This is a genomic window from Mesorhizobium sp. B2-5-11 (assembly GCF_006440835.1).
Lineage (GTDB): Bacteria > Pseudomonadota > Alphaproteobacteria > Rhizobiales > Rhizobiaceae > Mesorhizobium.
In genome coordinates, this window is record NZ_VFUK01000007.1 from 160,950 (window position 1) to 185,108 (window position 24,159).

General features: G+C 60.9%; 27 protein-coding genes. 22 read left to right on the forward strand and 5 right to left on the reverse strand.

Annotated elements, in window-relative coordinates:
- Positions 1-2 precede the first annotated feature (2 nt).
- The 7 genes from fba (at position 3) to gph (ending at position 6,021) form a co-directional block, all read left to right on the forward strand.
- Positions 3-1,082: a class II fructose-bisphosphate aldolase gene (gene fba, locus FJ490_RS22135; RefSeq protein WP_140498214.1), complete on the forward strand. Its 1,080-nt coding sequence runs from the start codon at positions 3-5 to the stop codon at positions 1,080-1,082.
- 21 nt (positions 1,083-1,103) lie between these two features.
- Positions 1,104-2,597: a ribulose-bisphosphate carboxylase large subunit gene (locus tag FJ490_RS22140; RefSeq protein WP_140498217.1), complete on the forward strand. Its 1,494-nt coding sequence runs from the start codon at positions 1,104-1,106 to the stop codon at positions 2,595-2,597.
- 18 nt (positions 2,598-2,615) lie between these two features.
- On the forward strand, positions 2,616-3,050 hold the full coding sequence (locus FJ490_RS22145; protein WP_140498220.1) for a ribulose bisphosphate carboxylase small subunit: 435 nt from the start codon (positions 2,616-2,618) through the stop codon (positions 3,048-3,050).
- Positions 3,051-3,057: 7 nt separating this feature from the next.
- On the forward strand, positions 3,058-3,996 hold the full coding sequence (gene cbbX / locus FJ490_RS22150) for a CbbX protein (protein WP_140498222.1): 939 nt from the start codon (positions 3,058-3,060) through the stop codon (positions 3,994-3,996).
- Between the two features lie 61 nt (positions 3,997-4,057).
- Complete coding sequence (gene rpe, locus FJ490_RS22155; protein ID WP_140498224.1) at positions 4,058-4,744, forward strand: ribulose-phosphate 3-epimerase; 687 nt, start codon at positions 4,058-4,060, stop codon at positions 4,742-4,744.
- Between the two features lie 21 nt (positions 4,745-4,765).
- Complete coding sequence (locus tag FJ490_RS22160; protein ID WP_140498226.1) at positions 4,766-5,323, forward strand: thioredoxin family protein; 558 nt, start codon at positions 4,766-4,768, stop codon at positions 5,321-5,323.
- Entirely contained in the window at positions 5,320-6,021 is a 702-nt protein-coding gene (gph, locus tag FJ490_RS22165) for a phosphoglycolate phosphatase (RefSeq protein WP_140498228.1), read from the forward strand. The genes FJ490_RS22160 and gph overlap by 4 nt, the downstream gene beginning before the upstream one ends.
- Before the next feature lie 48 nt (positions 6,022-6,069).
- Here gph and FJ490_RS22170 read toward each other — a convergent pair whose 3' ends face one another.
- Positions 6,070-6,450 (reverse strand): cytochrome c family protein, encoded by a 381-nt coding sequence (locus FJ490_RS22170; RefSeq protein ID WP_140498230.1) that lies wholly within the window; start codon positions 6,448-6,450, stop codon positions 6,070-6,072.
- 360 nt (positions 6,451-6,810) lie between these two features.
- On the opposite strand from FJ490_RS22170, the gene FJ490_RS22175 reads away from it, so the two are divergent.
- The 6 genes from FJ490_RS22175 to FJ490_RS22200 all read left to right on the forward strand — a co-directional run bounded on the left by FJ490_RS22175 (position 6,811) and on the right by FJ490_RS22200 (position 11,558).
- Positions 6,811-7,020 carry a hypothetical protein gene (locus FJ490_RS22175; RefSeq protein WP_140498232.1) on the forward strand — a complete coding sequence of 70 codons (210 nt, stop codon included), beginning with the start codon at positions 6,811-6,813 and terminating at the stop codon, positions 7,018-7,020.
- A 31-nt stretch (positions 7,021-7,051) separates the two neighbouring features.
- Complete coding sequence (locus FJ490_RS22180; protein ID WP_140498234.1) at positions 7,052-8,038, forward strand: ABC transporter substrate-binding protein; 987 nt, start codon at positions 7,052-7,054, stop codon at positions 8,036-8,038.
- Positions 8,039-8,115: 77 nt separating this feature from the next.
- Positions 8,116-8,862 (forward strand): ABC transporter permease, encoded by a 747-nt coding sequence (locus FJ490_RS22185; RefSeq protein WP_224519073.1) that lies wholly within the window; start codon positions 8,116-8,118, stop codon positions 8,860-8,862.
- Positions 8,831-9,571: an ATP-binding cassette domain-containing protein gene (locus FJ490_RS22190; RefSeq protein WP_140498534.1), complete on the forward strand. Its 741-nt coding sequence runs from the start codon at positions 8,831-8,833 to the stop codon at positions 9,569-9,571. Before FJ490_RS22185 ends, FJ490_RS22190 begins: the two co-directional genes overlap by 32 nt.
- Before the next feature lie 34 nt (positions 9,572-9,605).
- A complete protein-coding gene (locus FJ490_RS22195) occupies positions 9,606-10,577 on the forward strand; it encodes a quinoprotein relay system zinc metallohydrolase 2 (protein ID WP_140566580.1) in 972 nt (323 codons plus the stop codon).
- Between the two features lie 117 nt (positions 10,578-10,694).
- Positions 10,695-11,558 carry a quinoprotein dehydrogenase-associated SoxYZ-like carrier gene (locus tag FJ490_RS22200; protein WP_140515257.1) on the forward strand — a complete coding sequence of 288 codons (864 nt, stop codon included), beginning with the start codon at positions 10,695-10,697 and terminating at the stop codon, positions 11,556-11,558.
- 52 nt (positions 11,559-11,610) lie between these two features.
- On the opposite strand, the gene FJ490_RS22205 is transcribed toward FJ490_RS22200, so the two are convergent.
- On the reverse strand, positions 11,611-11,964 hold the full coding sequence (locus FJ490_RS22205) for a hypothetical protein (protein ID WP_140498241.1): 354 nt from the start codon (positions 11,962-11,964) through the stop codon (positions 11,611-11,613).
- Positions 11,965-12,650: 686 nt separating this feature from the next.
- Between FJ490_RS22205 and FJ490_RS22210 the strand changes: the two genes are divergently transcribed.
- The 8 genes from FJ490_RS22210 to pqqE all read left to right on the forward strand — a co-directional run bounded on the left by FJ490_RS22210 (position 12,651) and on the right by pqqE (position 20,193).
- Positions 12,651-14,552 (forward strand): methanol/ethanol family PQQ-dependent dehydrogenase, encoded by a 1,902-nt coding sequence (locus FJ490_RS22210; protein WP_140498243.1) that lies wholly within the window; start codon positions 12,651-12,653, stop codon positions 14,550-14,552.
- 176 nt (positions 14,553-14,728) lie between these two features.
- Complete coding sequence (locus tag FJ490_RS22215) at positions 14,729-15,253, forward strand: c-type cytochrome, methanol metabolism-related (RefSeq protein ID WP_140515133.1); 525 nt, start codon at positions 14,729-14,731, stop codon at positions 15,251-15,253.
- On the forward strand, positions 15,225-16,118 hold the full coding sequence (locus FJ490_RS22220) for a substrate-binding domain-containing protein (RefSeq protein ID WP_140515132.1): 894 nt from the start codon (positions 15,225-15,227) through the stop codon (positions 16,116-16,118). Before FJ490_RS22215 ends, FJ490_RS22220 begins: the two co-directional genes overlap by 29 nt.
- Positions 16,115-16,675 (forward strand): PQQ-dependent catabolism-associated CXXCW motif protein, encoded by a 561-nt coding sequence (locus tag FJ490_RS22225; protein WP_140729094.1) that lies wholly within the window; start codon positions 16,115-16,117, stop codon positions 16,673-16,675. Before FJ490_RS22220 ends, FJ490_RS22225 begins: the two co-directional genes overlap by 4 nt.
- A gap of 413 nt (positions 16,676-17,088) precedes the next feature.
- Positions 17,089-18,027 carry a pyrroloquinoline quinone biosynthesis protein PqqB gene (gene pqqB, locus FJ490_RS22235; protein WP_140665679.1) on the forward strand — a complete coding sequence of 313 codons (939 nt, stop codon included), beginning with the start codon at positions 17,089-17,091 and terminating at the stop codon, positions 18,025-18,027.
- Positions 18,024-18,782: a pyrroloquinoline-quinone synthase PqqC gene (pqqC, locus tag FJ490_RS22240; RefSeq protein WP_140498254.1), complete on the forward strand. Its 759-nt coding sequence runs from the start codon at positions 18,024-18,026 to the stop codon at positions 18,780-18,782. Before pqqB ends, pqqC begins: the two co-directional genes overlap by 4 nt.
- Complete coding sequence (pqqD, locus tag FJ490_RS22245; RefSeq protein ID WP_140665675.1) at positions 18,779-19,075, forward strand: pyrroloquinoline quinone biosynthesis peptide chaperone PqqD; 297 nt, start codon at positions 18,779-18,781, stop codon at positions 19,073-19,075. Before pqqC ends, pqqD begins: the two co-directional genes overlap by 4 nt.
- Positions 19,072-20,193 carry a pyrroloquinoline quinone biosynthesis protein PqqE gene (gene pqqE / locus FJ490_RS22250; RefSeq protein ID WP_140498258.1) on the forward strand — a complete coding sequence of 374 codons (1,122 nt, stop codon included), beginning with the start codon at positions 19,072-19,074 and terminating at the stop codon, positions 20,191-20,193. Before pqqD ends, pqqE begins: the two co-directional genes overlap by 4 nt.
- Positions 20,194-20,202: 9 nt before the next feature.
- Here pqqE and folP read toward each other — a convergent pair whose 3' ends face one another.
- Complete coding sequence (gene folP / locus FJ490_RS22255) at positions 20,203-20,979, reverse strand: dihydropteroate synthase (protein ID WP_246672728.1); 777 nt, start codon at positions 20,977-20,979, stop codon at positions 20,203-20,205.
- Positions 20,980-21,536: 557 nt separating this feature from the next.
- On the opposite strand from folP, the gene FJ490_RS22260 reads away from it, so the two are divergent.
- The gene (locus FJ490_RS22260; RefSeq protein WP_140729096.1) at positions 21,537-22,376 is read left to right on the forward strand and encodes a hypothetical protein; all 840 of its coding nucleotides are present in this window, start codon (positions 21,537-21,539) and stop codon (positions 22,374-22,376) included.
- Positions 22,377-22,487: 111 nt separating this feature from the next.
- On the opposite strand, the gene FJ490_RS22265 is transcribed toward FJ490_RS22260, so the two are convergent.
- Together FJ490_RS22265 and FJ490_RS22270 are read right to left on the reverse strand one after the other, a co-directional pair.
- Positions 22,488-23,057 carry a GNAT family N-acetyltransferase gene (locus FJ490_RS22265; RefSeq protein ID WP_140729119.1) on the reverse strand — a complete coding sequence of 190 codons (570 nt, stop codon included), beginning with the start codon at positions 23,055-23,057 and terminating at the stop codon, positions 22,488-22,490.
- Between the two features lie 114 nt (positions 23,058-23,171).
- On the reverse strand, positions 23,172-24,068 hold the full coding sequence (locus FJ490_RS22270) for a LysR family transcriptional regulator (protein ID WP_140560465.1): 897 nt from the start codon (positions 24,066-24,068) through the stop codon (positions 23,172-23,174).
- Positions 24,069-24,159: the final 91 nt, after the last annotated feature.

Consider the following 24,159-nt stretch of genomic DNA (forward strand, 5'->3'; position numbering starts at 1 on the left):
CAATGGCCCGCATCACCCTTCGCCAGCTTCTCGACCATGCCGCCGAGCACGGCTACGGCGTCCCTGCATTCAACATCAACAACATGGAACAGGGCCTCGCAATCATGGAAGCGGCCAAAGCCTGCGACGCGCCTGTCATCATCCAGGCCTCACGTGGGGCCCGGTCCTACGCCAACGACGTCATGCTGGCCAAAATGATGGAGGCATTGACTGAAATGCATCCGACCATTCCGCTGTGCATCCATCAGGACCACGGCAACGACGAGGCCACCTGCCTTTCCGCGATCCGCCACGGCTTCACCTCGGTGATGATGGACGGATCCCTGATGGCAGATGCCAAGACGCCGGCAAGCTATGCCTACAACGTCGCCGTAACCGAACGAGTCACACGCATGGCGCATTGGGTCGGGGCTTCCGTCGAAGGCGAACTGGGCGTGCTCGGATCGCTGGAAACCGGCCAGGGCGAGGCCGAGGATGGCCACGGCGCCGAGGGCGCGCTCTCCCACGACCAACTCTTGACCGATCCCGATCAGGCGGTCGACTTCGTGGCCACAACCCAGGTGGACGCGCTGGCGATCGCCTGCGGCACCTCGCACGGCGCTTACAAATTTACCCGCAAGCCGGACGGCGACATACTGGCCATGCAGGTGATCGAGGCGATCCACGAGAAGCTACCCAACACGCATCTGGTCATGCATGGCTCTTCCTCCGTGCCACAGGAACTGCAGGACATCATCAACAAATATGGCGGCGAGATGCCCCAGACCTTTGGCGTCCCGGTGGAGGAAATCGAGCGCGGCATCCGCTACGGCGTGCGCAAGGTCAACATCGACACCGATTGCCGCATGGCCATGGCCGGGCAGTTCCGCCGCGTCGCGACGGAGAATCCGCGCGAGTTCGATCCCCGAAAATTCCTGAAGCCCGCCATGGATGCCTTGCACGATCTTTGCCGAGACCGCTTCGAGCGTTTCGGCACGGCGTCCAACGCCTCGAAGATCAAGGTCATCGCCATGGACGAGATGGCCAAACGCTATGCCGCGGGAAAACTCGCGCCCCATATCGCAACCGCGAAAGCCGCCTGAGCAACAAACAGGAGACCTGTCATGAACAAGATCGATATGCTGCCAGCGGGTACGCTCAAGGAAGGCAAGGAACGCTACAAGTCAGGGGTCATCCCTTACAAGAAGATGGGCTACTGGGAGCCGGACTACAGGCCCAAGGAGACCGATCTGATCGCGATGTTCCGGATCACGCCGCAACCCGGCGTCGACCACGAGGAGGCAGCGGCCGCCATCGCCGGTGAATCCTCAACCGCGACTTGGACCGTGGTGTGGACCGACAGGCTGACAGCCTGCGAGCTCTACCGCGCCAAGGCGTTCAGATCCGAGCCGGTTCCAAACACCGGTCCCGGCACCAAGACCGAGCAACAGTACTTCGCCTACATCGCCTACGACCTCGACCTGTTCGAGCCGGGCTCGATCGCCAACCTGACCGCATCGATCATCGGCAACGTGTTCGGCTTCAAGGCGGTCAAGGCGCTGCGACTGGAAGACATGCGTATCCCGGTCGCGTATCTCAAAACCTTCCAGGGACCCGCAACCGGCATCGTGGTGGAGCGTGAGCGGCTCGACAAGTTTGGCCGTCCGCTGCTCGGCGCGACGACGAAGCCGAAGCTCGGCCTGTCAGGCCGCAACTATGGCCGCGTCGTTTACGAGGCCCTGAAGGGCGGCCTCGACTTCGTCAAGGACGACGAGAACATCAACTCGCAGCCCTTCATGCACTGGCGCGACCGCTTCCTCTACTGCATGGAGGCGGTGAACAAGGCTTCAGCTGCCACTGGCGAGGTCAAGGGCCACTATCTCAACGTCACCGCCGGCACGATGGAGGAGATGTACGAGCGCGCCGAATTCGCCAAACAGCTTGGCTCCTGCATCATCATGATCGATCTCGTCATCGGCTACACGGCGATCCAGTCGATGGCCAAGTGGGCACGCCGAAACGACATGATCCTGCACCTGCACCGCGCCGGCAATTCGACCTATTCGCGCCAGAAGAACCACGGCATGAATTTTCGCGTCATCTGCAAATGGATGCGCATGGCCGGCGTCGACCATATCCACGCCGGCACTGTGGTCGGCAAGCTGGAAGGCGACCCGCTCATGATCAAGGGGTTTTATGACACGCTGCGCGAGGAGCGCACGCCGCAGAATCTCGAGACCGGGCTGTTCTTCGATCAGGACTGGGCCTCGCTCAACAAGGTGATGCCCGTCGCCTCGGGCGGTATCCATGCCGGCCAGATGCACCAGTTGATCCATTATCTCGGCGAGGACGTCATCTTGCAGTTCGGTGGCGGCACGATCGGCCATCCCGACGGCATCCAGGCAGGCGCGACGGCCAATCGCGTTGCATTGGAAGCGATGATCCTGGCCCGCAACGAGGGACGCGATTATTTGCGCGAAGGAACCAAAATCCTCGAACAGGCGGCCAAATGGTGCACCCCGCTGAAGGCTGCCCTGGAGACCTGGAAGGATGTCACCTTCAACTATGAATCGACCGACACGGCCGACTTCGTGCCAACCGCAACGCCCAGCTTCTAGAAGAAAGGAACCGTCGCCATGATGACCAATCCGGGAAACAAGGTCACGCAGGGACAGTTCTCGTTCCTGCCCGACCTGACCGATGAGCAGATTTCGGCGCAGATCAAATATGCGCTGAAGAACCACTGGGCCGTCAGCGTCGAGTACACGGACGATCCGCATCCGCGAAACACCTATTGGGAAATGTACGGCAACCCGATGTTCGATTTGAGAGACCCGGCGGGCATCCTGCTCGAAGTCAACGCTTGCCGGAAAGCCTGTCCGAACATGTATGTCCGGGTAACCGCCTTCGATTCGACCAAGGGATGGGAAGCGCCGCGCATGTCGTTCATCGTCAACCGGCCGCCCAGCGAACCCGGGTTCCGGCTGCTGCGCCAGGAGCGTGACGGCCGCAGCCAGGGTTATTCGATCGTGCCTTATGCGACCGACAGGCCCGAGGGCGAGCGGAGCTAGCTGAGCCATGCTGGACACGATAGCAAAGGGCGCTGGCGCGCAGGACGAATCGGTTGATCTGCAGGCCGAGTTCGAAGCGTCCAACATCGACGAGGTGATGGACAAGCTCGATCGCGAACTCATTGGCCTGAAGCCAATCAAGAACCGCATCCGCGAGATCGCGGCTCTTCTCCTGGTCGACCGGCTTCGCCGCAAGTTCGGACTGACGTCGGGCGCACCGACGCTGCATATGAACTTTACGGGAAACCCCGGCACGGGCAAGACCACCGTGGCGCTGAGGATGGCCGAAATCCTGCATCGACTCGGCTATGTCCGCGAAGGCCACCTGGTCGCGGTGACGCGCGACGATCTCGTCGGCCAGTATGTGGGCCACACCGCACCCAAGACGCGCGACGTGATCAAGCGTGCCATGGGCGGCGTGCTTTTCATCGACGAGGCCTATTACCTCTACAAGCCCGAGAACGAACGCGACTACGGCCAGGAATCGATCGAGATCCTGCTGCAATGCATGGAAAATAATCGTGACGACCTGGTCGTGATCCTTGCCGGCTACAAGAACAAGATGGATCGTTTCTTCGACAGCAATCCCGGCATGCGGTCGCGCATCGCCCACCACCTCGATTTTCCCGACTACGGCGTCAGTGAGCTGAAATCGATCGCCGGGATCATGCTGGCGGAGCAGAATTATCGCCTCAGCGAGGCGGCCGCCCAGGCCCTCGAAGAGTATCTTCCGATCCGAATGAGGCTGCCGCATTTCTCCAACGCGCGCTCGGTGCGCAATGGGCTGGACCGGGCGCGGCTTCGCCAGGCCAATCGGCTTTTCGCATCGCGAAGCCGTGCCCTGACCAAGGCAGACCTTATTACCATCGAGGAATCCGATATCCGCGGCAGCCGCGTATTCGCGGAAGGGAAGCTCGAAGGCGAACCGGAGACGAAGACGCGCTGAGGGCGAAGCCGGCTGGCGGGCGGCGACCCGACACGGAAGACAGAAATTGGAGACGACGACCATGGTCACCAGGACAATCATCGCGCCCTCCGTGCTTTCCGCGGATTTCTCGCGGCTCGGCGACGAGGTCGAAGCTGTCGTTCAGGCGGGCGCCGACTGGATCCATCTCGACGTGATGGACGGGCATTTCGTGCCCAACATCACCTTCGGTCCGCCGGTCATCAAGGCGATCCGTGGTCGAACGGACAAGATCTTCGACTGCCATCTGATGATCGCGCCGGCCGACCCCTATCTGGCCGCCTTCGCCGATGCCGGTTGCGACATCATCACGGTGCATGCCGAGACTGGACCGCATCTCGACCGCTCATTGCAGGCGATCAGGAATCTTGGCAAGAAGGCCGGGGTGTCGCTCAATCCGTCGACGCCGGAGAGTGTCATCGAGTATGTGCTCGACCGGCTCGATCTGGTGCTGCTGATGACGGTCAATCCAGGCTTCGGCGGCCAGGCTTTCATTTCAGCGGTCGTCGAGAAAGTCAGACGGATCAAGGCTTTGGTTGGCCATCGCCCGATTGACATCGAGATCGACGGCGGAGTCACGGCCGAGACCGCCCCGCTGGTCACCGCGGCTGGCGCCAACGTACTGGTCGCCGGTTCGGCTGTATTCAAGGGATGCACCGAGGCAGCCTATCGTGCCAATATCGGCGCCATCAGACAGGCGGCCGATGGCGCGATCCGGAAAGCCGCGTAAACCGTTGTCGGGGAGACGAACATGGCTGCGGTCCCACCTGTATGCGATTTCGGCTGGCCCGCCATCGATGCCGTTTTGCCCGGCGTCGACGGCACGTCGCATTCCATCTTCGGTCACGCCGGCCCGAATGGCCTGGTCGTGGCCTTCATCTGCAATCACTGCCCTTATGTGAAGGCCGTGATCTCTCGCATCGTGCGCGACGCCAATGACCTCAAGGCCGAAGGTATCGGCTTCGTCGCCATCAACTCCAACGATGCCGACACCTACCCGGACGATTCCTTCGACCACATGAAGCGCTTCGCCGTGACGAACGGCTTCAGCTTCCCTTACATGCACGACGAGGCCCAGACTGTAGCGCGCGACTACTCAGCGGTGTGCACTCCCGATTTCTTCGGTTTCAACAGCGAACTGAGACTGCAATACCGCGGCCGGCTGGACGCGTCGCGACGCGAATCTGGACCGCTCGGGCTGCGACGCGATCTGTTCGAGGCGATGAAGCAGGTTGCTCGAACCGGGGATGGTCCGTTCGACCAAATCGCCTCGATCGGCTGCTCGATCAAGTGGAAGGATGCTGCATGAATGTCGGCGCGGGTAGGTCGCTTCGACCGCCGAAGGCGATCCTGTTCGACCTCGACGGCACACTGGTCGATTCGGCGCCTGATATAACGGCCGCCGTCAACGAGTTGCTGGCCAGCCGCGATCTGCCGCCGTTGCGCCTGGACCAGGTCAAGGCCATGATCGGTGGCGGCGTCAGGAAATTGGTCGAGCGGGCCTTCGCGGCGTCGGGAGCGCCGCTCGTCGGCAACGCGCTCGATGAGGCCAACCGCGTCATGGCGCCGATCTACAGCCGACATCTGACCGGCCTGACAAGACTGATGCCTGGCGTCAGGGAGGTTCTCACACACTTCTACGCGAAGGGAATGGCCATGGGCGTGGCGACCAACAAACCGCAGTTGGCGACTCGCGAGATCCTGCTGCATTTCGGACTGACGGAATATTTCCGTGCGATCATTGGCGGAGACGCGGTGACATGCCTGAAACCCGCGCCCGATGCTCTGCTGCTGGCGCTCGCCCAGCTTGGAGTCGACCCCTGTGACGCGCTGCTGGTCGGAGACAGTGGCGCCGACGCAGGCGCCGCACGCGCCGCCGGCATGCCCGTCATTCTGCTGCGCGGCGGATACACCCATTTTCCGGTTGAAGAGCTTGGCGCCGACCAGGTTTGCGACAGCCTTTTCGACCTGCCTGCGGCGATGCAGGGGCTGCAAGCCGGTGCTTGATCGGGGCGAACGCCGGCCGGACGCAAGTTCGAACGGCCGGCGGCGCCGCTATTTAGAGAATTGCTTCAAATAGGCGATGACGTTGGCGATGTCTTGGTCCTGCTTGAGGCCGACGAACGCCATCTTCGTTCCTTTGACCATGGCCTTGGGATCGCGAAGGTAAGTCGTCAGCGTGGGTTCGTCCCATTTGACGCCGGACTTGCCTGCCGCGACCATCGCTTGGGAGTAACTGAACCCCGGGTGTGTGCCAGCCGTCCGGCCGATGACGCCGTTCAACGACGGGCCGACCTTGTTCTTGTCCTGGTCGGCGACATGGCAGACCTTGCATTTGGCGAAGACCTTCTCACCCGCCGCGGCATCCTGTGCCTGGGATTGGCTTGTAATGAAGGACACAGCAAACACGACTGCGAAAAATGCGATTGCGCGCATGGCATTTCCTCATGGATCGTCTGGGTGCCCTGGACGATTTTGCGCATGCCGATCTTTCATCCATTGGCATGCACCTTACGCGGTGGGGTGGAGTATCCGCTTTCCCTTTGTGAAGCGGCGCCGCGCGAATCGAAAAGCTAGTTGGCGTGGGGTGAAAGTCAATCGTATAAAGGTATAGAGGCTTGGGTACCCAGGGTACCGGTATTCGTCTTTGTTGACGGCTATCGGGCGAATGCGTAGCTTCAAGACATCCGGTTTCTCCACTGGCACCTCGGGAATCCGGCAACTGGCGATTTTGTCCAGGCTCCTCATTGGGCCGGACCAGTCGAGACAGGCGTCCCGGAGCGCAAGAGGTGCTAAATGGATATGGTCGATCTCATATTAACGGTGTGCCTCAGCACCAATCCGGGCAATTGCCGAGACGAACACCTCTATTTCGAGAGCCGCGGCTCTCTGCTCCAATGCATGTTCCTTGCACCCAGCGAGATCGCGAAATGGTCTCAGGAACACCCGGCCCTCAAGGTCATGCGCTGGAAATGCGCCTTTCCGAGCAAGGAACGAGCGATCTGATTGACGTCCTGGAGCCCGGGGAGGAGGTGTCATGATGATTTCACGGCGCAACACGCTGCGTCTGGCGGTTCTCGGCACGGTCGCTGCTCTTGCCGCAAGGCCTGTCTTTGCAGCAGCCAGGATTCGCGTTGGTGTCCTGAAGTTTGGAACCGTGAGTTGGGAACTCGACACGTTGAGGCAACACAAATTCGATGTGGCGAACGGGATCGATCTGGAGATCATCGATTTCGCCGGGGAGGACGCGACCAACGTCGCCTTGCTGGCCGGTGCGATCGACATGATCGTCTCCGACTGGTTGTGGGTCTCGCGCCAACGGTCGGAAGGCGGCGACCTCACATTAGCCCCCTATTCGACCGCCGTGGGGGCGATCATGGTGAAGGAGGGGTCGCCGATCCGGACGGTCGCCGACCTCAAGCACAGGAAGATCGGCGTCGCCGGCGGCCCGCTCGACAAGAGCTGGCTCCTGATACAGGCTCTGACCAGACGCGACTACGGGGTCGACCTGTTGGCAACCAGCGACATCATCTTTGGCGCGCCACCGCTGATTTCGGAAAAGGCCATGCAGGGCGAACTCGATGCGGTGCTGAATTTCTGGCATTTTTGCGCCCGTCTCGAGGCCAACGGCTTTCGTCGATTGATGGGCGTGAACGATGCGGCGCGTGCGCTCGGCGCCTTGGGACCTGTGTCGGCACTCGGTTACGTCTTCCACGACCAATGGGCGAACGAGAACCCGGAGGCCGCCAGGGGCTTCGTCAGGGCCTCCGCGCAAGCCAAGGACCTGCTGGCCAGATCCGACGAGGAGTGGCTGCGCCTGGCGCCGATCATTCGCGCGGAAGGCAAAGAACTGGAAAAACTGCGCGACCGCTACCGCCAAGGCATCCCCAGGCGGGCGGTCGCCGAGGAAGCGGCCGACGCCGGCAAGCTCTATCACGTGCTGGCGGCGATCGGTGGCGCGAAGCTGGTCGGCAGCGCGCCCGAGATGGCGCCCGGCACATTCTGGCAGGACCGCACGGAATGACCGCACCGGAAACCAGCAACGGCACGCGAGGTGCCCCGACGAGCATGTCCGGGCGATCCAGCTTGGCGACAACGCTGATGCCCGCGCTGACCGTGGCGGTTTCCTTGCTCGGGCTTTGCCTGCTGTGGAGCCTTGCGGCGAGTGTCTGGCGGAGCCGTGCCCTCCCGGGGCCGGGACAGGTCTGGCAGGTGCTCCTCAGGGAGGCTGCGAGCGGCGACCTCTTCTATCATCTCGGCGCGACCCTCGGCCGGGTCGCCGCGGCCTATATCGTCGCGATGATCATAGGATCGGTCATCGGCGTTCTGCTCGGCAGCTATCGTCGCGCCGACCGCTTTTTTAACCCATGGGTAATTCTATTCCTCAACATCCCGGCGCTGGTCGTCATCGTCCTCGGCTATATCTGGTTCGGACTTAACGAGGCCGCGGCGATCGGCGCGGTGGCGGTGAACAAAATCCCGAATGTCGTAGTGACGATGCGTGAGGGCGCCAGGGCGCTTGATCCGAGCTACGCCGAAATGGCCACTGTCTATCGCTTCGGTCCTCTCGATCGCATCCGCCACATCCTGCTGCCGCAATTGCAACCCTATCTTGCCGCCGCGTCACGATCCGGCATCGCCCTCATCTGGAAGATCGTCCTGGTCGTCGAACTGCTCGGCCGGTCGAACGGCGTCGGCTTCCAGATCCATCTCTATTTCCAGCTCTTCGACGTCGCCGCCATTCTTGCCTACACACTGGCTTTCGTGGCGGTGATGCTCGTCATCGAACTTCTTCTGGTGCAACCCGTTGAACGACATGCAACCCGTTGGCGCCGTCGTCCCGCTTAGGGTCGATATCGCTGAAAAGACTTTCAGGTCCGCGCAAGGCGTCTCGATCACGGCGCTTCAGGACCTTTCCTTCGAGGTCCGGCAAGGCGAATTCGCCTGCTTGCTGGGACCGTCGGGCTGCGGCAAAACCACGACGCTGCGTATCCTGCTTGGGTTGGACAAGGATTTTTCCGGATCCTTCCAGTTGCCGCAAGGAGGCTCCAACCGCATTGCGGCCGTGTTCCAGGAGCCGATCTTGCTGCCGTGGCGAACGGTGGAGCAGAATGTCAGGCTGGCCTTGCCGAAAAGCTTGAGAACGAAGAACCTCGACGGTCTGTTTGAAACTCTCGGCCTCGCCGGCATGCGCTCGCTCTATCCTGCGGAACTGTCGCTCGGCCTTGCGCGCAGGGCAGCACTTGCCAGGGCCTTCGCTACCGAGCCGGCGATGCTTGTCCTGGACGAACCGTTTGTCTCGCTCGACCACCAGACCGCCGAGCGGCTTCGTCACCTGCTTCTGTCGGTGTGGTCGGCACGGCCTACGACCGCCTTAATGATAACGCACGATCTGCGCGAGGCGCTGATGCTGTCGGATCGCATCATCGTGCTCGCGCCGCGACCAGCACATGTGCTGGGCGTGTTCGACGTGCGGTTGCCTCGGCAACATCGCAATTCACAGGTGATGAGCGACCTTCTGCGGTCGTTCCGGCAAAGGTTCCCGGGCGTCACCTGAACGCCCTGATGGCGAATGCATATCGGAGGACCCCATGTCGATTGATCGGCTACGACGCAGGGTTGTGAGTGGGTTTGCCTGCACCGCCGTCAGTGCTGCCTTGCTGCCGTGCTGCCTCGGACGAGCCGCCTTGGCCGCGGCCGGCGGCCTGCGGTTCTCGGTCCGCCAAATCGCCGACGGCGTCTTCGCCTTTCAGGGCGTGGATGAATTGATGACTACAACCAACGACGGTGCGATCTGCAATCTGGGGGTCGTCGTCGGCACCGATGCAGTTGCCGTCGTCGACAGTGGCGGCAGCCTGATCGAGGCGCACGCCTTGCTCGCCGCGATCGGAAAGATAACCGCAAAACCGGTTCGCTTCCTGATCAACACCCACATGCATCCCGACCACATTTTCGGCAATGCGGCATTCCGGGAGATCGGCGCGACCATTGTTGGCCATCGCAATCTGCCGCGTGCCCTCGAGGCGCGTGGCGCGTTCTATCTGCACAATTATCGCGAACAGGTCGGCGAGGCGCTTATGAAGGGAGTCGAGATCGTTTCGCCGGCGATGCTGGTTGACGATCGCCTGGAACTCGACCTCGGCGGGCGCATGCTCGAACTGCGGGCATGGAAGGCTGCGCACACCGATAACGACCTGACCGTCTTCGACCCCGAGACCAGCACGCTCTTTGCCGGCGATCTCGTGTTCATGGGCTCCTTGCCGACGCTCGACGGATCGCTGCTTGGCTGGCTCCGCCAGATGGATGCGCTCGCCGCGATCGGCGCCGCGCGCGTCGTTCCGGGTCATGGTCCGGTACCGGCCGACTGGCCGCAGGCGCTGGCAGGAGAACGGCGCTATTTCGAGATTCTGGCGCGCGATATCCGCAACGCGATCGTCGACGGGACGCCGCTCCGAGAGGCCGTCAAAACCGCCGCCGGAAGCGAACGGGGCAAATGGCACCTGTTCGACGACTACAATGAGCGCAACGCAACAGCTGCTTTTGCTGAACTCGAATGGGAATAGACCACACCGACATGCGCCAGAGATCATGAAGTGGGGCGATTTGCCAACGCGTCGTCAAAGGCATATTCTAAATGCCAGCCTGGGCACCACCTCTGTTGCATTGGTGGAGGCATCGAAATGCAAAATCACGCTTACGCGAGCAGGCAGTTCGCCTTGTCGCTTGCACCATTCTTGGCCGCAATCATCTTGACCATCGGTACGCTGTTCGGCGTCTCCTCAGCCGCCAACGCACAGCAAACAACGGCTTCTTCGGAGAAGATCTGGGAAGACTTGAAAGGCGACGTATTCGGCGACCGAGCTATTCTGGTCGATACCGGCGTGGTCAGGATCGAAGCGCCAAAGCGGGCGCAAGATGCCGCCATCGTGCCTGTCGACATCTATGTCGACCCAGCCAAGGCGCCGGACGGCATCAAATCCGTGACCTTGATCATCGACGCCAATCCTGCGCCGGTGGCGGCAACGTTCCAGATCGGCAAGGACGCCGGGGTGACACATCTGTCGACACGCGTGCGCGTCAACGATTATTCCTATTTGCGTGCCATAGCGGAGACTCAAGGCGGCCAACTCCACATGGCTCAGACCTTCGTCAAGGCGTCAGGCGGCTGCTCCGCCCCTGCGGTCAAGAACCAGGACGAGGCCATGGCGACGATGGGGCAGATGAAGTTGCGCCAGTTCCCACCCCAAGAGACGATGAGCAAGGCAGAGGAGTTGCAGTTGATGATCCGCCACCCGAACAATTCGGGCCTGCAGCGGGATCCACTGACCCAGTATTTCATTCCCGCGCATTTTGTTCAGAAGCTGTCGATCTCGCAGGCCGGCCGGCCGATCCTCTCGATGGAAGGTGGAATATCGATTTCGGAAGACCCCAATTTCCGATTCGATTTCACGGCGCACGGCAATGGTGAAATCCAGGTCGAAGCGATCGACACGGATGGCAAGGTATTCCGCAATCAGTGGCCGCTGGAGAAAACGGGGCTCTGAAGTCTCGAAATACGGTATGCCGCACTGCCACCGCGATGGGCACGCTTGATCTTTAGAAGCAACGCACGTCGGCTTCAGACTGCGCACGCTTCAGCTCTGTACGGGCTGCCTTCGCCGGTGCGCTTTCGCGAAACAGCCCCGCGTTTTCCCCCGTCGTCAAAGACATGCTCTTGAAGGTCTCAGCCGTCTCATAGTGGTCGTAGGGAAGGATCGAGGCGATAACGTCGATCGAGCAGGAACAGCTTTCCAGCGCCTGACGCGTCTGGCCGTTCGTTCGCATGCAGCCGAGCACGTAGTCGACAACCGTTACCGTGGGATAATCTCCCGCAGCACCCGCCGGGTTTGCGATGGCCAGCGTCGCGGTGAAGAGCAGCGGCAAGGTCGAAAATCCAACATATCTGATCATGAGGAACCTCCGGTTGGTCCGGGTTCGATGCGCCCGGACGGGATCGGCGTGCCAGTTGGCAACGCGCCGTAAAGCCAGTCAAGCACCCATGAGTTCCGTATACGACCAAAGGAGGAAAGGGCTGTCCACGAGCGATAGCTGCGGATGACGACTTGATCACCGGCTCCGCGCCCAGGCTCCTACGACCGCTTCGCATCTCGCTCAATACCGGGCAACGGCGAGACTTTTTACATGCCATCCAAGATGGGCGCCGATAAACATTATCAAATAACCTTGTTGTATATTAAGATCAAAAGATCGACTGTAAGCCTACCTTAATACCGTTCTCGGTCTCCACGGAGGCGTAAAACACTTCATATTAATCTTGTAGTTCTGTTCATTTCTGTATATTGCAGTGCATCATTTAGAATATTGCGGCGCAACAATGCACTAGGCCTTTTTTGCTTGCCTAGCCTTTTGGGATGACATAGCCTTTCCCTGTTTCCGGCTTCAAGGGCGTCACCGTCATTAGGGAGCGGCGACAGTCTTTCGTAGGCCAAAGTGAGGTGGGCAGTAACGGTGCCCTCTGCACATCTGGCTTAGGTCGTGACACGCTGCCGGAAATATTTCCCCCCCGTGAATCGCTTGGGCGAGCCCTTGTGGGCCTGACAGTCGATTCATCACTGTGAACCCCGGGAGGAATTCGGATGCGTGTACTTACGAAAGCTACGTATATTCTAACCACTGCGGCGTTTCTGTCGCTCGGCGCGGCCTATACGGCGTCGGCCAACGAGGATCTTGCAAAGCTCGCTTCGGATGCGAAGAACTGGGCGATGCAGACGGGTGACTACGCCAACACCCGCTATTCCAAACTCAACCAGATTACTGCGGATAATGTGAAGAACCTGCAGGTCAAATGGACCTTTTCCACCGGCGTGCTGCGCGGGCATGAGGGTGGACCGCTGATCATCGGCGATGTGATGTATGTCCATACGCCCTTCCCAAACAATGTCTTTGCGCTCGACCTCAAGAATGACGGGAAGATCCTCTGGAAATACGAGCCCAAGCAGGATCCGAATGTCATTCCGATCATGTGTTGCGATACGGTCAATCGCGGTGTTGCCTATGGTGACGGCAAGATCATTCTCAATCAGGCCGACACCACGGTCGTCGCCCTCGATGCAAAGACCGGCAAGGTCGTCTGGTCGGTCAAGAATGGCGACATGACCGACGGCGGCAAAGGCGAATCCGGCACGGCTGCCCCCGTCGTGGTCAAGGATAAGGTACTCATCGGCGTGTCCGGCGCCGAATTCGGCGTTCGCGGCTGGCTGGCCGCCTACAATCTGAAAGACGGCAAACTTGCCTGGAAAGCCTATTCGGAAGGTCCCGACGCCGACACCCTGATCGATCCCGAGAAAACCACCCAGCTGGGCAAGCCGGTAGGCAAGGATTCCGGCACCAACACCTGGGAAGGCGAGCAATGGAAGACAGGCGGCGGCACGACATGGGGATGGTATTCCTATGATCCCAAGCTGAACCTGGTCTACTACGGCACCGGCAATCCCTCGACATGGAACCCGGTCCAACGGCCTGGCGACAACCGCTGGTCAATGACGATCATGGCCCGCGATGCCGATACCGGTGTTGCCAAATGGCTCTACCAGATGACCCCGCATGACGAATGGGACTATGACGGCATCAACGAGATGATCCTCGTCGACGGCATGGAGGTCAATGGCGCCAAACACGACGTGCTGGTGCATTTCGATCGTAATGGTTTCGCCTACACCATGGATCGCGCCACCGGCGAGCTTCTCGTCGCCAAGAAATACGATCCAGCGGTGAACTGGGCGACGGAAGTCGTCATGGACCCAAAGAGCGAACAGTATGGTCGCCCGCAGGTCGTGGCGAAATATTCGACCCAGCAGAACGGCGAAGACACCAACTCGACGGGTATTTGCCCGGCGGCGCTTGGAACGAAGGATCAACAGCCGGCTGCCTATTCGCCGAAAACCGGCCTGTTCTATGTTCCGACCAACCATGTCTGCATGGACTATGAGCCGTACAAGGTAAGCTACACCGCCGGTCAGCCTTATGTTGGCGCCACAGTGTCGATGTACCCGGCACCTGGCGGCGACGGCAGCATGGGCAACTTCATTGCCTGGGATGCGGCCAAGGGCGAGATCGTCTGGTCGAAGCCTGAGAAGTTCTCCGTGTGGTCGGGCGCGTTGGCGACAGATGGCGACGTCGTCTTCTACGGCACGCTCGAAGGCTACATCAAGGCGGTCGATAAGGACGGCAAGGAACTTTACAAGTTCAAGACCCCGTCCGGCATCATCGGCAACATCACCACGTACGAGCATGACGGCAAGCAGTACATCGCCGTTCTGTCCGGCGTCGGTGGGTGGGCAGGTATCGGTCTGGCAGGCGGTCTGCTTTCGCCTGACAACGCTGCTGCCTGGCATGGCGCCGTCGATCAGGGCCGTGCGCAAGGCGATCAGTCCGCGGTCGTTGGTACCGCTGGTCTGGGTGCCGTCGGCGGCTACGCGGCACTTGCCGACTATACGACGCTGGGCGGTCAGCTCACCGTCTTCGGTCTCCCGGACTGACGGGCGGGGAACCTTAAGCACGCCTCAGGTCTTGTTGGACCGGAGGTTTGAAAAACGAGAGCCCGGATCATCCGAAACCATGGCCGGGCTCTCGATGCGGTTGCACCCCCGACACACCGATCAATGCCGGCCACGGCAGCAAAACCGTGTCCACGGCAAATGAAGGAAGCGTTTGAATGTCCGTTCGCATTGTAATTTCGGCTTTCGTCCTGGCTCTGCTGCCTCTGGCAAGCTCAGGCGTGGCGTGGGCCGAGGACAGCATGGAAAAAGCCAAGGCGGTGAAGCAAGAAGGCGGCAAGTATTTGGATGCGGATGGAAATCCGACCTACAAGATCGAGAACGGAACCGTCGACTGGTACACGTTCAGCGGCTACCGCCGGTATCACTCCGATTGCCATGTCTGTCACGGACAGGATGCGACAGGTTCGAGCTACGCGCCGGCCCTGGTCAACAGCTTGAAAACCATGGACTACGCCACGTTCCTCTCGATCGTCGCCGAGGGCCGCAAGAATGTCGGCGGCGGCAAGGAAAACGTCATGCCTGCCTTTGGCGACAACAAGAACGTCTATTGCTACCTGGACGATCTCTATGTCTACCTGCGCGCGCGCGCCGATGGTGCGGCGCCACGCGGCAGGCCGCCCAAGCACGAAGACAAGCCGCAGGCGGCGAAGGATGCCGAAGCATCCTGCATGGGCGGATGACATGAACGGCTGCGGTGCATTGAAGCTGCGCGTCGTTCTGCCGATTCTAGGCGCGCTGGCCTTGTTGCCATCGAACGCGCAGGCGCAAGGCGCCGGCCTCGGCGCGGCGGGAGAACTGGTCGATCCCGACATTCTGCGCGTCTGCGCCGATCCTTCGAATATGCCCTTCACCGACAAGAGCGGCGAAGGCTTCGAAAACAAACTTGCCGAACTGGTAGCCGCGAAAACCGGACGGAAGTCCGTCGCCTATACCTGGTTTCCACTTGTCACCGGCTTCGTTCGCAACACGCTGGGGGCCAACCGATGCGACATCATCATGGGCTATGCCCAAGGCGATGAACTGGTGCAGAACACCAACGCCTATTATCGCTCCACCTATGTGCTGGTCTACCCGAAAGGCAACGATATGGAGGGCGTCGAAACGATCGAGGATCCCAAACTCACGGGCAAGACGATCGGGGTTGTCGAGCGCACGCCGCCAACCGCCAACATGGCCGCCAACAAGCTTCTGCGGACCGCCAAGATCTATCCGCTTGCGGTGGATACGCGTGTCACCCCCTCCATGGGGGAGGTCATGATCAAGGACATGCTGGCCCACAAGATCGACGCGGCGGTCCTGTGGGGACCGATGGCAGGCTACTATGCCAAGCAACTTGGAGCCGATGTGGCGATTGTTCCGCTGGTAAAGGAAAAAACCGGCTCGCGCATGTCCTACCGCATCACCATGGGCGTACGTCCGTCCGACCAGGAATGGAAGCGGACGCTCAACCGGGTGATCAGGGAAAACCAGGCGGAGATCAACAGGCTCCTGCTGAGTTACAACGTGCCGCTGATCGACGAACACGACAAACCGATCACCCAATGAAGGGAAGGGAGGCTGTTTTTTTGCTGGTCGCTGCGAGCCTTATGGGTCTGGCCGAACCGACGCGGGCTGGCGAGATCGCCGAACCCAGGGGGTATCGGATGGACGACTATCGGGCGCCGGTGCCGCCGACGCTGCAAGGCGCCAGGGTGGTGACGACGGCGGAAGCTGAAGCGCTGTGGCGAGCGAAGAAAGCAGTCTTCTTCGACGTGATGCCGAACACGCCCAAGCCGACCAATTTGCCGGCAGGAACGATATGGAGAGATAAGGTTAGAAAGGACATTCCAGGCAGTACATGGCTGGCCAACGTGGGATACGGCGCTATTCCGCAAGAGACCGCCGGCTATTTTCGCCAAGGCCTCGAAGCCAAGGCCGGCACGGACAAATCGCGAGCGATTCTGTTCTATTGCATGACGAATTGCTGGATGTCCTGGAATGCCGCCAAACGGGCGATCGAGTGGGGCTACAGTTCGGTAATCTGGTATCCTCTCGGGGCCGATGGGTGGGAAGGTTCAAATCTTCCGCTGGAGGTGAAAAGACCATATGAAACGAACAATTGAAGGAAGGTTATGCAATTATTCCCGGTAGTTTTGCTTTTCGATTTTTCAAAACCTACTTTTTCGTTTGTCCATTTTGAGACGTGATGGACGAGCCATTGCTTCGGTGCCCTGCAATGGTTGGCTAACAACAGGGATCGGTCCCTACGGACTGGTATAAGAGGAGAAATGTCATGAAGAAGAACTGGAAAAAACCGACCATGTGCCAGGTTGCTGCGGGCATGGAAATTTCTCGGTATCTGCCTGCCGAAATTACTCCCAAGAGGTAGGCCGCAGAGGTGCGTGTCCCTGGCAACAGGGGCACGCATCCCCGCAAGGGTTTTGGCGAAAGGTTTTGACGCGTGTAGGGCGCGCGCGGCACTTTTCAGGGCTGCAAATTGCCTGCTGGTCAGAGAAGCCGCGGGGCGGGCATTTTCATGCGTTTGAGGATCATCGGATCGGCGGCAGGCGGCGGCTTTCCGCAATGGAATTGCAATTATCGTCTCAGTCGTGCGGCCCGCTCCGGGATGGCTGGCGTGCATTCACGAACCCAATCAAGTGTCATCGCCTCGGCGGATGGGGTCGGCTGGGTCCTTTTCAATGCCTCACCCGACATTCGCCAGCAGATCGCGGCAACGCCAGAGTTGCAACCTGCGGGCGACGCGCCGCTGCGCTCGACCCCTATCCGCGCGGTGGTGCTGACCAATGCCGATGTCGATCATATCGCCGGACTGCTCAGCCTGCGCGAGCGGCAGCCTTTCGCCATCTATGCAACGGCGCAGGTTCTGGCGACGCTGGAGGCGAATTCGATTTTCAACGTTCTCGATCCGGCGGTCGTGCCGCGGCGCATCCTGCCGACAGCGAAAGAATTGGTCATCTGCGATGCCGAAGGCAGCGAGACCGGCGTGATGATCGAGAGCTTTCCGGTGCCTGGAAAGATAGCACTCTATCTGGAGGACAAAGACCATCCGGATGCCAATTTCAGCTCCGACGCCGGTGACACGATTGGAGTCCGAATTGCGGGTATCGGCAGCCGCGATTCTGTCTTCTACATCCCAGGCTGCGCGCGCATCGATGCGACGCTGCGCGCGCGTCTTTGCGATGCAGCCTGTCTTCTGTTCGACGGCACTGTCTACACCGACGACGAGATGATCGTCGCCGGCGTCGGTCAGAAAACCGGCACGCGCATGGGGCATCTGGCGATTTCGGGAGACGCGGGTTCGATCGCCAGCCTGGCCGATGTGAGGCTGGGCCGCCGCGTCTTCGTCCATATCAACAACACCAATCCGATCCTTGACGAGAATTCGGCCGAACACGCGGCGGTCAAGGCGGCAGGCTGGGAAGTCGCAGGCGACGGCATGGAGATGGAATTTTGAACGATTTCCGCGATGCGGCCAAAGGCGGCCTGTCCACGAGCGATCTCGAAGCCGTGCTGAGGCAGGTCGGCGCCGAGCGCTACCACAATCATCATCCCTTCCATCACAGGATGACCAGCGGCGCGCTGTCGAAGGCCGAGATGAAGGCCTGGGCGCTGAACCGTTATTGCTACCAGGCTGTCATCCCGCGCAAGGATGCCATGATCCTCGCACATGCCGAGGATCCGGCGTTTCGCGCCGCCTGGCGCAAACGTATCGAAGACCATGATGGCGAGGACGGCTGGAGCGGCGGTATCGCGCGCTGGCTGCATCTGGCAACCTCGCTCGGCCTGGATGCCGAGGCCGTGAAGAGCGAAAGGCTGGCACTGCCGGCGACACGGTTCGCCGTGGGGGCATACCTCTCCTTTTGCACCAACCGAACGCTGTTCGAGGCGGTCGCGTCGTCGCTGACCGAGATGTTCTCACCGCTTATCATCGGCGAGCGCGTACCGGCGATGCTGGCCAAATACGATTATATCACCGAGGATACGCTGGCCTATTTCAAGCAACGGCCCGAACAAGCCTCGCGCGACGCCGACTTCGCCCTCACCTACGTGCTCAGCCATGCTGATACGGCGGAACGCCAGCAGCAGGCAATAGATGCGCTGGTGTTCAAATGCGATATACTCTGGGCCATGCTTGATGCGCTTCAACACGCCTATGGCGAGCCGGGAAACATACCGCCCGGCGCCTTCCGCCCCGAGGCAGCCCCATGATGATGCTGCGCGAAAGAGCCTTGGTGTCGCTGGGATCGATACCCTTCCTGCCGAAGCACGTGCGCATACAGTACGATTCCGTGCGGCAGGCATTCGCCGTGCTGTCACCGGAGAGAATATTCTGGCCGAACGATATCAGCCTCGACATATTGCGGCGCTGCGACGGACGGTCCACGGTCGGCGAAATCATCGCCGGCCTTGCCACGGATTATGAGGCCGAGGAGGAGGCCGTGGCGGCCGACGTCATCGCCTTCCTGCAAGAGTGGTCGGACAAGCTGCTGGTGAAGCTATGAACACGCCCCTCCTCCCTCCTATCGGCATGCTGGCGGAACTGACACATCGCTGCCCGCTGCAATGTCCTTATTGCTCCAACCCGCTCGAATTGCAGAAGGCCAATCGCGAACTCGACACACAGACCTGGCTCAGCCTGTTCTCGGAGGCCGCCGATCTCGGTGTTCTGCAGGTGCATCTGTCAGGCGGTGAGCCGACGCTGCGCCGCGACCTCGAGCAATTGATCGCCGGACTTTCAGCGCGCGGCGTCTATACAAATCTGATTACCGCGGGCGTCGGCATCGCCGAAGGCCGCATCGAAGCATTTGCCGAAGCCGGGCTCGACCATCTGCAATTGAGCTTTCAGGGCGCACGGCCTGAGACCACCGAACGCATCGGCAACCACAAAGGCAGCCACGACAAGAAGCTGGAGACGGCACGCCGCGCGCGAGCTGCCGGCTTGCCTCTCACCATCAACGCGCCGATCCATCGCCATAACATCGAGGAGGTACCGGAGTTCATCGATCTTGCCCTTTCGCTGGACGCGGAGAGGCTCGAGATCGCCAACGTCCAGTACGCTGGCTGGGCTTTGATCAATCGCGATCAGCTGATGCCCGAGCGTGCAGCAGTCGACCGGCAGGCGGAAATCGTCGCGGAAGCACGCGAGCGGCTGGCCGGCATTATCAACATCGATTTCGTGACACCAGACTATTTCGCCATCTACCCCAAACCGTGCATGGGTGGCTGGGCGCGTGACGCGTTCATGGTGGCGCCTGACGGCACCGTGCTGCCGTGCCATGCCGCGCAGACGATCCCGTCGCTCAGCTTCGAGCGTTTCAAACCACACACCCTCTCCTCGATCTGGGCCGATTCGCCGGCGTTCAATGCCTTCCGCGGCACGGACTGGATGCAGGAACCCTGTCGCGGCTGTGAACGACGCGAGATCGACTGGGGCGGTTGCCGCTGCCAGGCGATGGTGATCGCCGGCGATGCCGCCGCAACGGATCCGGCTTGCGCGAAGTCGCCGATCCACGCGCGCATGGCGATGCTGATCGACGAAGCCAAGCGTACCGCGACAGTTCCTTCGGAGGACGAACCATTCACCTACCGGCGTATCGGCGTCGTGACCGAGCCCGCCTGACAGGTTCTTTCATTCCGCCGTATTCTCGCGCTCGCGCACTGCGTCGGCGAAAGCCAGGGCATCGCGATTGATCCCGACATTGTGCACACGAAAAATCGAAGCACCCTTCAACCGCAGGATGACGCTGGTTGCAGCTGTGCCAACGTCCCGCCCTTCGTCGCTTTCGCCGACCAGGTGATGGGCAAGCCGCTTGCGCGAGGTGCCGACGAGCCATGGAAAACCAAGAGCGCGCAGTTCGCCGAAGCGAGCCATGAGTTCAAGGTTCTCCTCTCCGCTCTTGGCGAAAGCGAAGCCTGGGTCCAGCACGATGCAGTCGTCCGGAATGCCGGCGTTGCGAGCGATCTCCAGCGATCTGTTCAGAAACAGGAACTGGTCGGCGATTACATCGGCCAATTTTTCCCGGTCGCGCCCGGTGTGCATGATGACCAGGCCAGCGCCAGCTTCCGCCGCGACGTGCGCAATGTCGGGTTCGCGCTGCAGGCCATGTACGTCGTTGACGATATGTGCGCCCGCCGCGACCGCGAGACGCGCCGTCTCGGCCCGATAGCTGTCAACCGAAACGATGCAGTCGCCGTCCGACGACAGCGCCTCGATGATCGGGAGGATACGCGATTGTTCCTCAAGCGCCGAAACGCTGCCGGCGCCGGGCCTGGTGGACTCGCCCCCGACATCAATGATCGCCGCGCCCTCGCCGATCATACGCCGTGCCTGTTCGAGTGCCCGCTCCGGCCGATCGAATTCTCCACCGTCGGAAAAACTGTCCGGCGTAACGTTCAAGATCCCCATCAGTAACGATCTCGCACCAAGATCGAGATACCGTCCATGAGCAAGTTGCCAACGGTTCATCGGGCGAGCGCGGCGAGCATCGACGCCACGCCTCCCTGGTGATCGCTCGGACATAGTCTGCCGGGTGCATTCTCGCGAGGGATGCTGAGCTCCATGCCACGCAATACCGCAGTTGGTGTCGTGGTCATCGTCATTGTGGAATTCGCGTCGTATTCGATCTTTCGGTCGCCCAGGCTATCATAACCCCACAGTGCGAGAAGCGAATGTTCGGGCGCCGCAGGGTGTGCGAAAGCCGCCGAGGAAGGAACCACGGAGATGGCAATGGCAATTTCGATTTTCGGCTGGTGTCGTCAGTTCGGGCCAGAGATTAACGGAGCCATCGCTGCATAGGCGTCTGCCTCAATGAGTATGGACGGATTCACTCATGCGCAATATGTATGAGGATTAAGCCTGCCGTGGCGCTCACATTTTTGCCCGCGTCGCTAAGGCAAGTAATGCTCGTTCAATGACGCTGCTAACGCCGCCCGCCTAAGTGTCGATATCAGGGGATCTGGTCAATGACCGACAACAAGTCAGACGTTACCAAGGATTGGCAAGCGACGCAGGGCCAGAAGTCCTCCGCCACGCGTCTTCGTCTTTTCGCCGCACTCTCGTGGATCGTCGCCATTGGCGGCGAAATCTACGGGATTATGCTGCTTCGCCAGAACAAATTCGATCAGGCACACCTGCCGCTGATCATCGGCCTTCTGGTCGGCATCGCGATTTTCGCAATCGCCGGCAACTTGCTGTGGAAGGCGGCAAACAGGCACGATCCGGCCCGTGCATCCGACACGGCCAGGTTCTTCTTCCAAAACCAGCTCGGCGCAATCATCACGCTGATTGCCTTTCTCCCGCTGGTTTTCCTGATCCTCACCGACAAAAACATGGATCCGCAGACCAAGAAGGTTGCCGGCGGCGTCGGCGCTGCGCTGGCCGTGCTCGCGACGGTCATGGGGATCAGCTTCAAACCCCCGTCTGTCGAACAATACACCCAGGATATGAACGCATGCGCAGCCCAGATCAAGTCGGGGCAGCCCACCACCGCCTGTTCCCCCGACGTCGCCGCTCAGGCGCAGGCGATCGCGACGGACACCGCGGCGGTGGCGGCGGCGACGCGAGACGCGAGCCACCCCGCAGGCCAGGATGTCGTCTACTGGATCGCGCCCGAAAACGGAGCCGCGAAGTCCACCGAGCCGCATGTTTTCCACCTCTGCGAAGGCGTGAGTCCGCTGAAGGACAAGACCGTGAATAGTGGCTCCGTGACGGAAGCCTACGCACAGAACGCCGTCCGCATCACGAAGCAGATCGATATGGAACGGAAGCAGTGCGGGTTCACCGCCACAACCAGCACCAATTGAACCTGCCTGCGCTCGATCGCGTCCAGCCGTTGGTCTTGTCGAGAGAATGGCGCGCAAGCGCAGATCAGTATCGACTCGCCGGAGCAACGCTATTGGGCATGGCTCAGAGCCCTAGCAGTCCGGCATCGCGTTGCTTGCCAACAGTGACGGCCCGATGTCTCGGTCGAGCGTAAAGCGCTCGCAACGCTCGCCGTCGGACTCATCGATGAAGCTCTCGACATGTTTGAATCCAAGCTTCGCAAATATCCGCACCGAGGCAAAATTGCGCGCCGCCGCTTCGCCCGTCACCCGTTCAAGTACCAGAGTTTCGAAAGCGTAGCGGAGGACTTCGCGCGCCGCCTCGCTGCCCAGTCCGTGCCCCCAATGCGCACGCGCGAGCACAAATCCCAATGCGGCTGCCTTGGCGTCGGTTGCGCCGAAGGACAGGGTTATTGTCCCGATCGCTTCCGAAACTCCTACTTGATCTATGGACCACTGGATCGCCGTACCGTCAGCGAAACGCTGACGCGAACGGGCGAACCATCGCTCGCCCGCGCTTATGTTGTCGGGAACAGGATCGCCGGCAAGAGAGGCGGATTCGACATCCGTCGCGCGCGCAAACCATGCCGGGATATCCCGTTTTCTCGGCGCCCGAAGCACGAGCCTTGGTGTCGTGAGCTTGGGAAATCGGACAGTTTCCATCGAAGCATTTTCCACCTGAGGCGGCGCCAATGATAGCCGGAAAGCGGCGATCATAAGCAGCCGGCAAGCCCCCCGAAAAGCCGTCGGCAAGGCAGGCCGTCAACCCGCCAGGCGTCAGTCGCGCGATATGGAAAGTCCCGCGAGAAGCGGAGCGTACGCGGCGAGCCTGCGGGATACGAATTCCGTGAAGAGCCGCACGCGCTTCGTCTTGCGTGTCTCCCCCTGCGTGAGAAGCCAGAGCGTTCCGTACATGTGCAGGTCGGTACCCGGCACCCTCACCAGCAGGGGGTCGGCATCTCCGACGAAGCACGGCAGTGTCGTGATCCCGAGCCCTTGCCGTACCGCAACGATCTGTGCCTCGGCGTCCGTGGTCCTGAATGGAACCTCCGTGGTGCGAACCTCGCCCTCGCGAGCCCAGTCCGGAATTCCATGAATGCTTATGACGATCCACCGGACGGGATCGGGCGCGCCCGCATGCCAGGCGGCAAGTCGATCGCGGGACATATAGACGCCGCCGAACAACTCTGGCCCCTTCAGGCCGTGAAGATTGAGCGGCAGGGTTTTGCGGTCATAGACGACGCGGATCGCCACGTCGGCCTCTCGGTTGGTCAGATTTGCCAGCTCCCCGGACGACAAGACGTCCATCTCGATGTCCGGATGCAGACGCGCGAACTCGGCGAAATCAGGCATGAGCAGGTGTGTCGCAAGGGTCGGAGCCAATGTCACCCGCAGAAGCCCGCGCACGCTCTGGTCGCGCCCGAAGACGCGTGTCTCCAACTGGTGCGACGACGCTTCCATCTGGTTCGCGAGCTCGAGCACCTCCTCGCCCGCAGCCGTCAGGCGGTAGCCCGAAGGCAGCTTTTCGAACATTTGCGCCCCGAGGCGTTCCTCGAGCTGTGCAACGCGTCGTAGCACGGTCGAGTGGTTCACACTGAGGCGCTCGCCGGCGGCCCGCACCGAGCCTCCGCGCGCCACGGCCAGAAAATAGCGAACATCATCCCAGTCGATCATGGCGCGATCCCGCACCGCGCGGTGCGCTTTCCAAAGCCCGTATCCAACGCAGTCGTACAGCAGTGTGGGCGGTTATCATAGCTTATGTCGA

What these genes read in the sequence shown, in the direction of transcription:
- fba (WP_140498214.1), top strand. Translation starts at nt 3, where the DNA reads ATGGCCCGCATCACCCTTCGCCAGCTTCTCGACCATGCCGCCGAGCAC.
- FJ490_RS22140 (WP_140498217.1), top strand. Translation starts at nt 1,104, where the DNA reads ATGAACAAGATCGATATGCTGCCAGCGGGTACGCTCAAGGAAGGCAAG.
- FJ490_RS22145 (WP_140498220.1), top strand. Translation starts at nt 2,616, where the DNA reads ATGATGACCAATCCGGGAAACAAGGTCACGCAGGGACAGTTCTCGTTC.
- cbbX (WP_140498222.1), top strand. Translation starts at nt 3,058, where the DNA reads ATGCTGGACACGATAGCAAAGGGCGCTGGCGCGCAGGACGAATCGGTT.
- rpe (WP_140498224.1), top strand. Translation starts at nt 4,058, where the DNA reads ATGGTCACCAGGACAATCATCGCGCCCTCCGTGCTTTCCGCGGATTTC.
- FJ490_RS22160 (WP_140498226.1), top strand. Translation starts at nt 4,766, where the DNA reads ATGGCTGCGGTCCCACCTGTATGCGATTTCGGCTGGCCCGCCATCGAT.
- gph (WP_140498228.1), top strand. Translation starts at nt 5,320, where the DNA reads ATGAATGTCGGCGCGGGTAGGTCGCTTCGACCGCCGAAGGCGATCCTG.
- FJ490_RS22170 (WP_140498230.1), bottom strand. Translation starts at nt 6,450, where the DNA reads ATGCGCGCAATCGCATTTTTCGCAGTCGTGTTTGCTGTGTCCTTCATT.
- FJ490_RS22175 (WP_140498232.1), top strand. Translation starts at nt 6,811, where the DNA reads ATGGATATGGTCGATCTCATATTAACGGTGTGCCTCAGCACCAATCCG.
- FJ490_RS22180 (WP_140498234.1), top strand. Translation starts at nt 7,052, where the DNA reads ATGATGATTTCACGGCGCAACACGCTGCGTCTGGCGGTTCTCGGCACG.
- FJ490_RS22185 (WP_224519073.1), top strand. Translation starts at nt 8,116, where the DNA reads ATGCCCGCGCTGACCGTGGCGGTTTCCTTGCTCGGGCTTTGCCTGCTG.
- FJ490_RS22190 (WP_140498534.1), top strand. Translation starts at nt 8,831, where the DNA reads ATGCAACCCGTTGGCGCCGTCGTCCCGCTTAGGGTCGATATCGCTGAA.
- FJ490_RS22195 (WP_140566580.1), top strand. Translation starts at nt 9,606, where the DNA reads ATGTCGATTGATCGGCTACGACGCAGGGTTGTGAGTGGGTTTGCCTGC.
- FJ490_RS22200 (WP_140515257.1), top strand. Translation starts at nt 10,695, where the DNA reads ATGCAAAATCACGCTTACGCGAGCAGGCAGTTCGCCTTGTCGCTTGCA.
- FJ490_RS22205 (WP_140498241.1), bottom strand. Translation starts at nt 11,964, where the DNA reads ATGATCAGATATGTTGGATTTTCGACCTTGCCGCTGCTCTTCACCGCG.
- FJ490_RS22210 (WP_140498243.1), top strand. Translation starts at nt 12,651, where the DNA reads ATGCGTGTACTTACGAAAGCTACGTATATTCTAACCACTGCGGCGTTT.
- FJ490_RS22215 (WP_140515133.1), top strand. Translation starts at nt 14,729, where the DNA reads ATGTCCGTTCGCATTGTAATTTCGGCTTTCGTCCTGGCTCTGCTGCCT.
- FJ490_RS22220 (WP_140515132.1), top strand. Translation starts at nt 15,225, where the DNA reads ATGCCGAAGCATCCTGCATGGGCGGATGACATGAACGGCTGCGGTGCA.
- FJ490_RS22225 (WP_140729094.1), top strand. Translation starts at nt 16,115, where the DNA reads ATGAAGGGAAGGGAGGCTGTTTTTTTGCTGGTCGCTGCGAGCCTTATG.
- pqqB (WP_140665679.1), top strand. Translation starts at nt 17,089, where the DNA reads ATGCGTTTGAGGATCATCGGATCGGCGGCAGGCGGCGGCTTTCCGCAA.
- pqqD (WP_140665675.1), top strand. Translation starts at nt 18,779, where the DNA reads ATGATGATGCTGCGCGAAAGAGCCTTGGTGTCGCTGGGATCGATACCC.
- pqqE (WP_140498258.1), top strand. Translation starts at nt 19,072, where the DNA reads ATGAACACGCCCCTCCTCCCTCCTATCGGCATGCTGGCGGAACTGACA.
- folP (WP_246672728.1), bottom strand. Translation starts at nt 20,979, where the DNA reads ATGGGGATCTTGAACGTTACGCCGGACAGTTTTTCCGACGGTGGAGAA.
- FJ490_RS22260 (WP_140729096.1), top strand. Translation starts at nt 21,537, where the DNA reads ATGACCGACAACAAGTCAGACGTTACCAAGGATTGGCAAGCGACGCAG.
- FJ490_RS22265 (WP_140729119.1), bottom strand. Translation starts at nt 23,057, where the DNA reads ATGGAAACTGTCCGATTTCCCAAGCTCACGACACCAAGGCTCGTGCTT.
- FJ490_RS22270 (WP_140560465.1), bottom strand. Translation starts at nt 24,068, where the DNA reads ATGATCGACTGGGATGATGTTCGCTATTTTCTGGCCGTGGCGCGCGGA.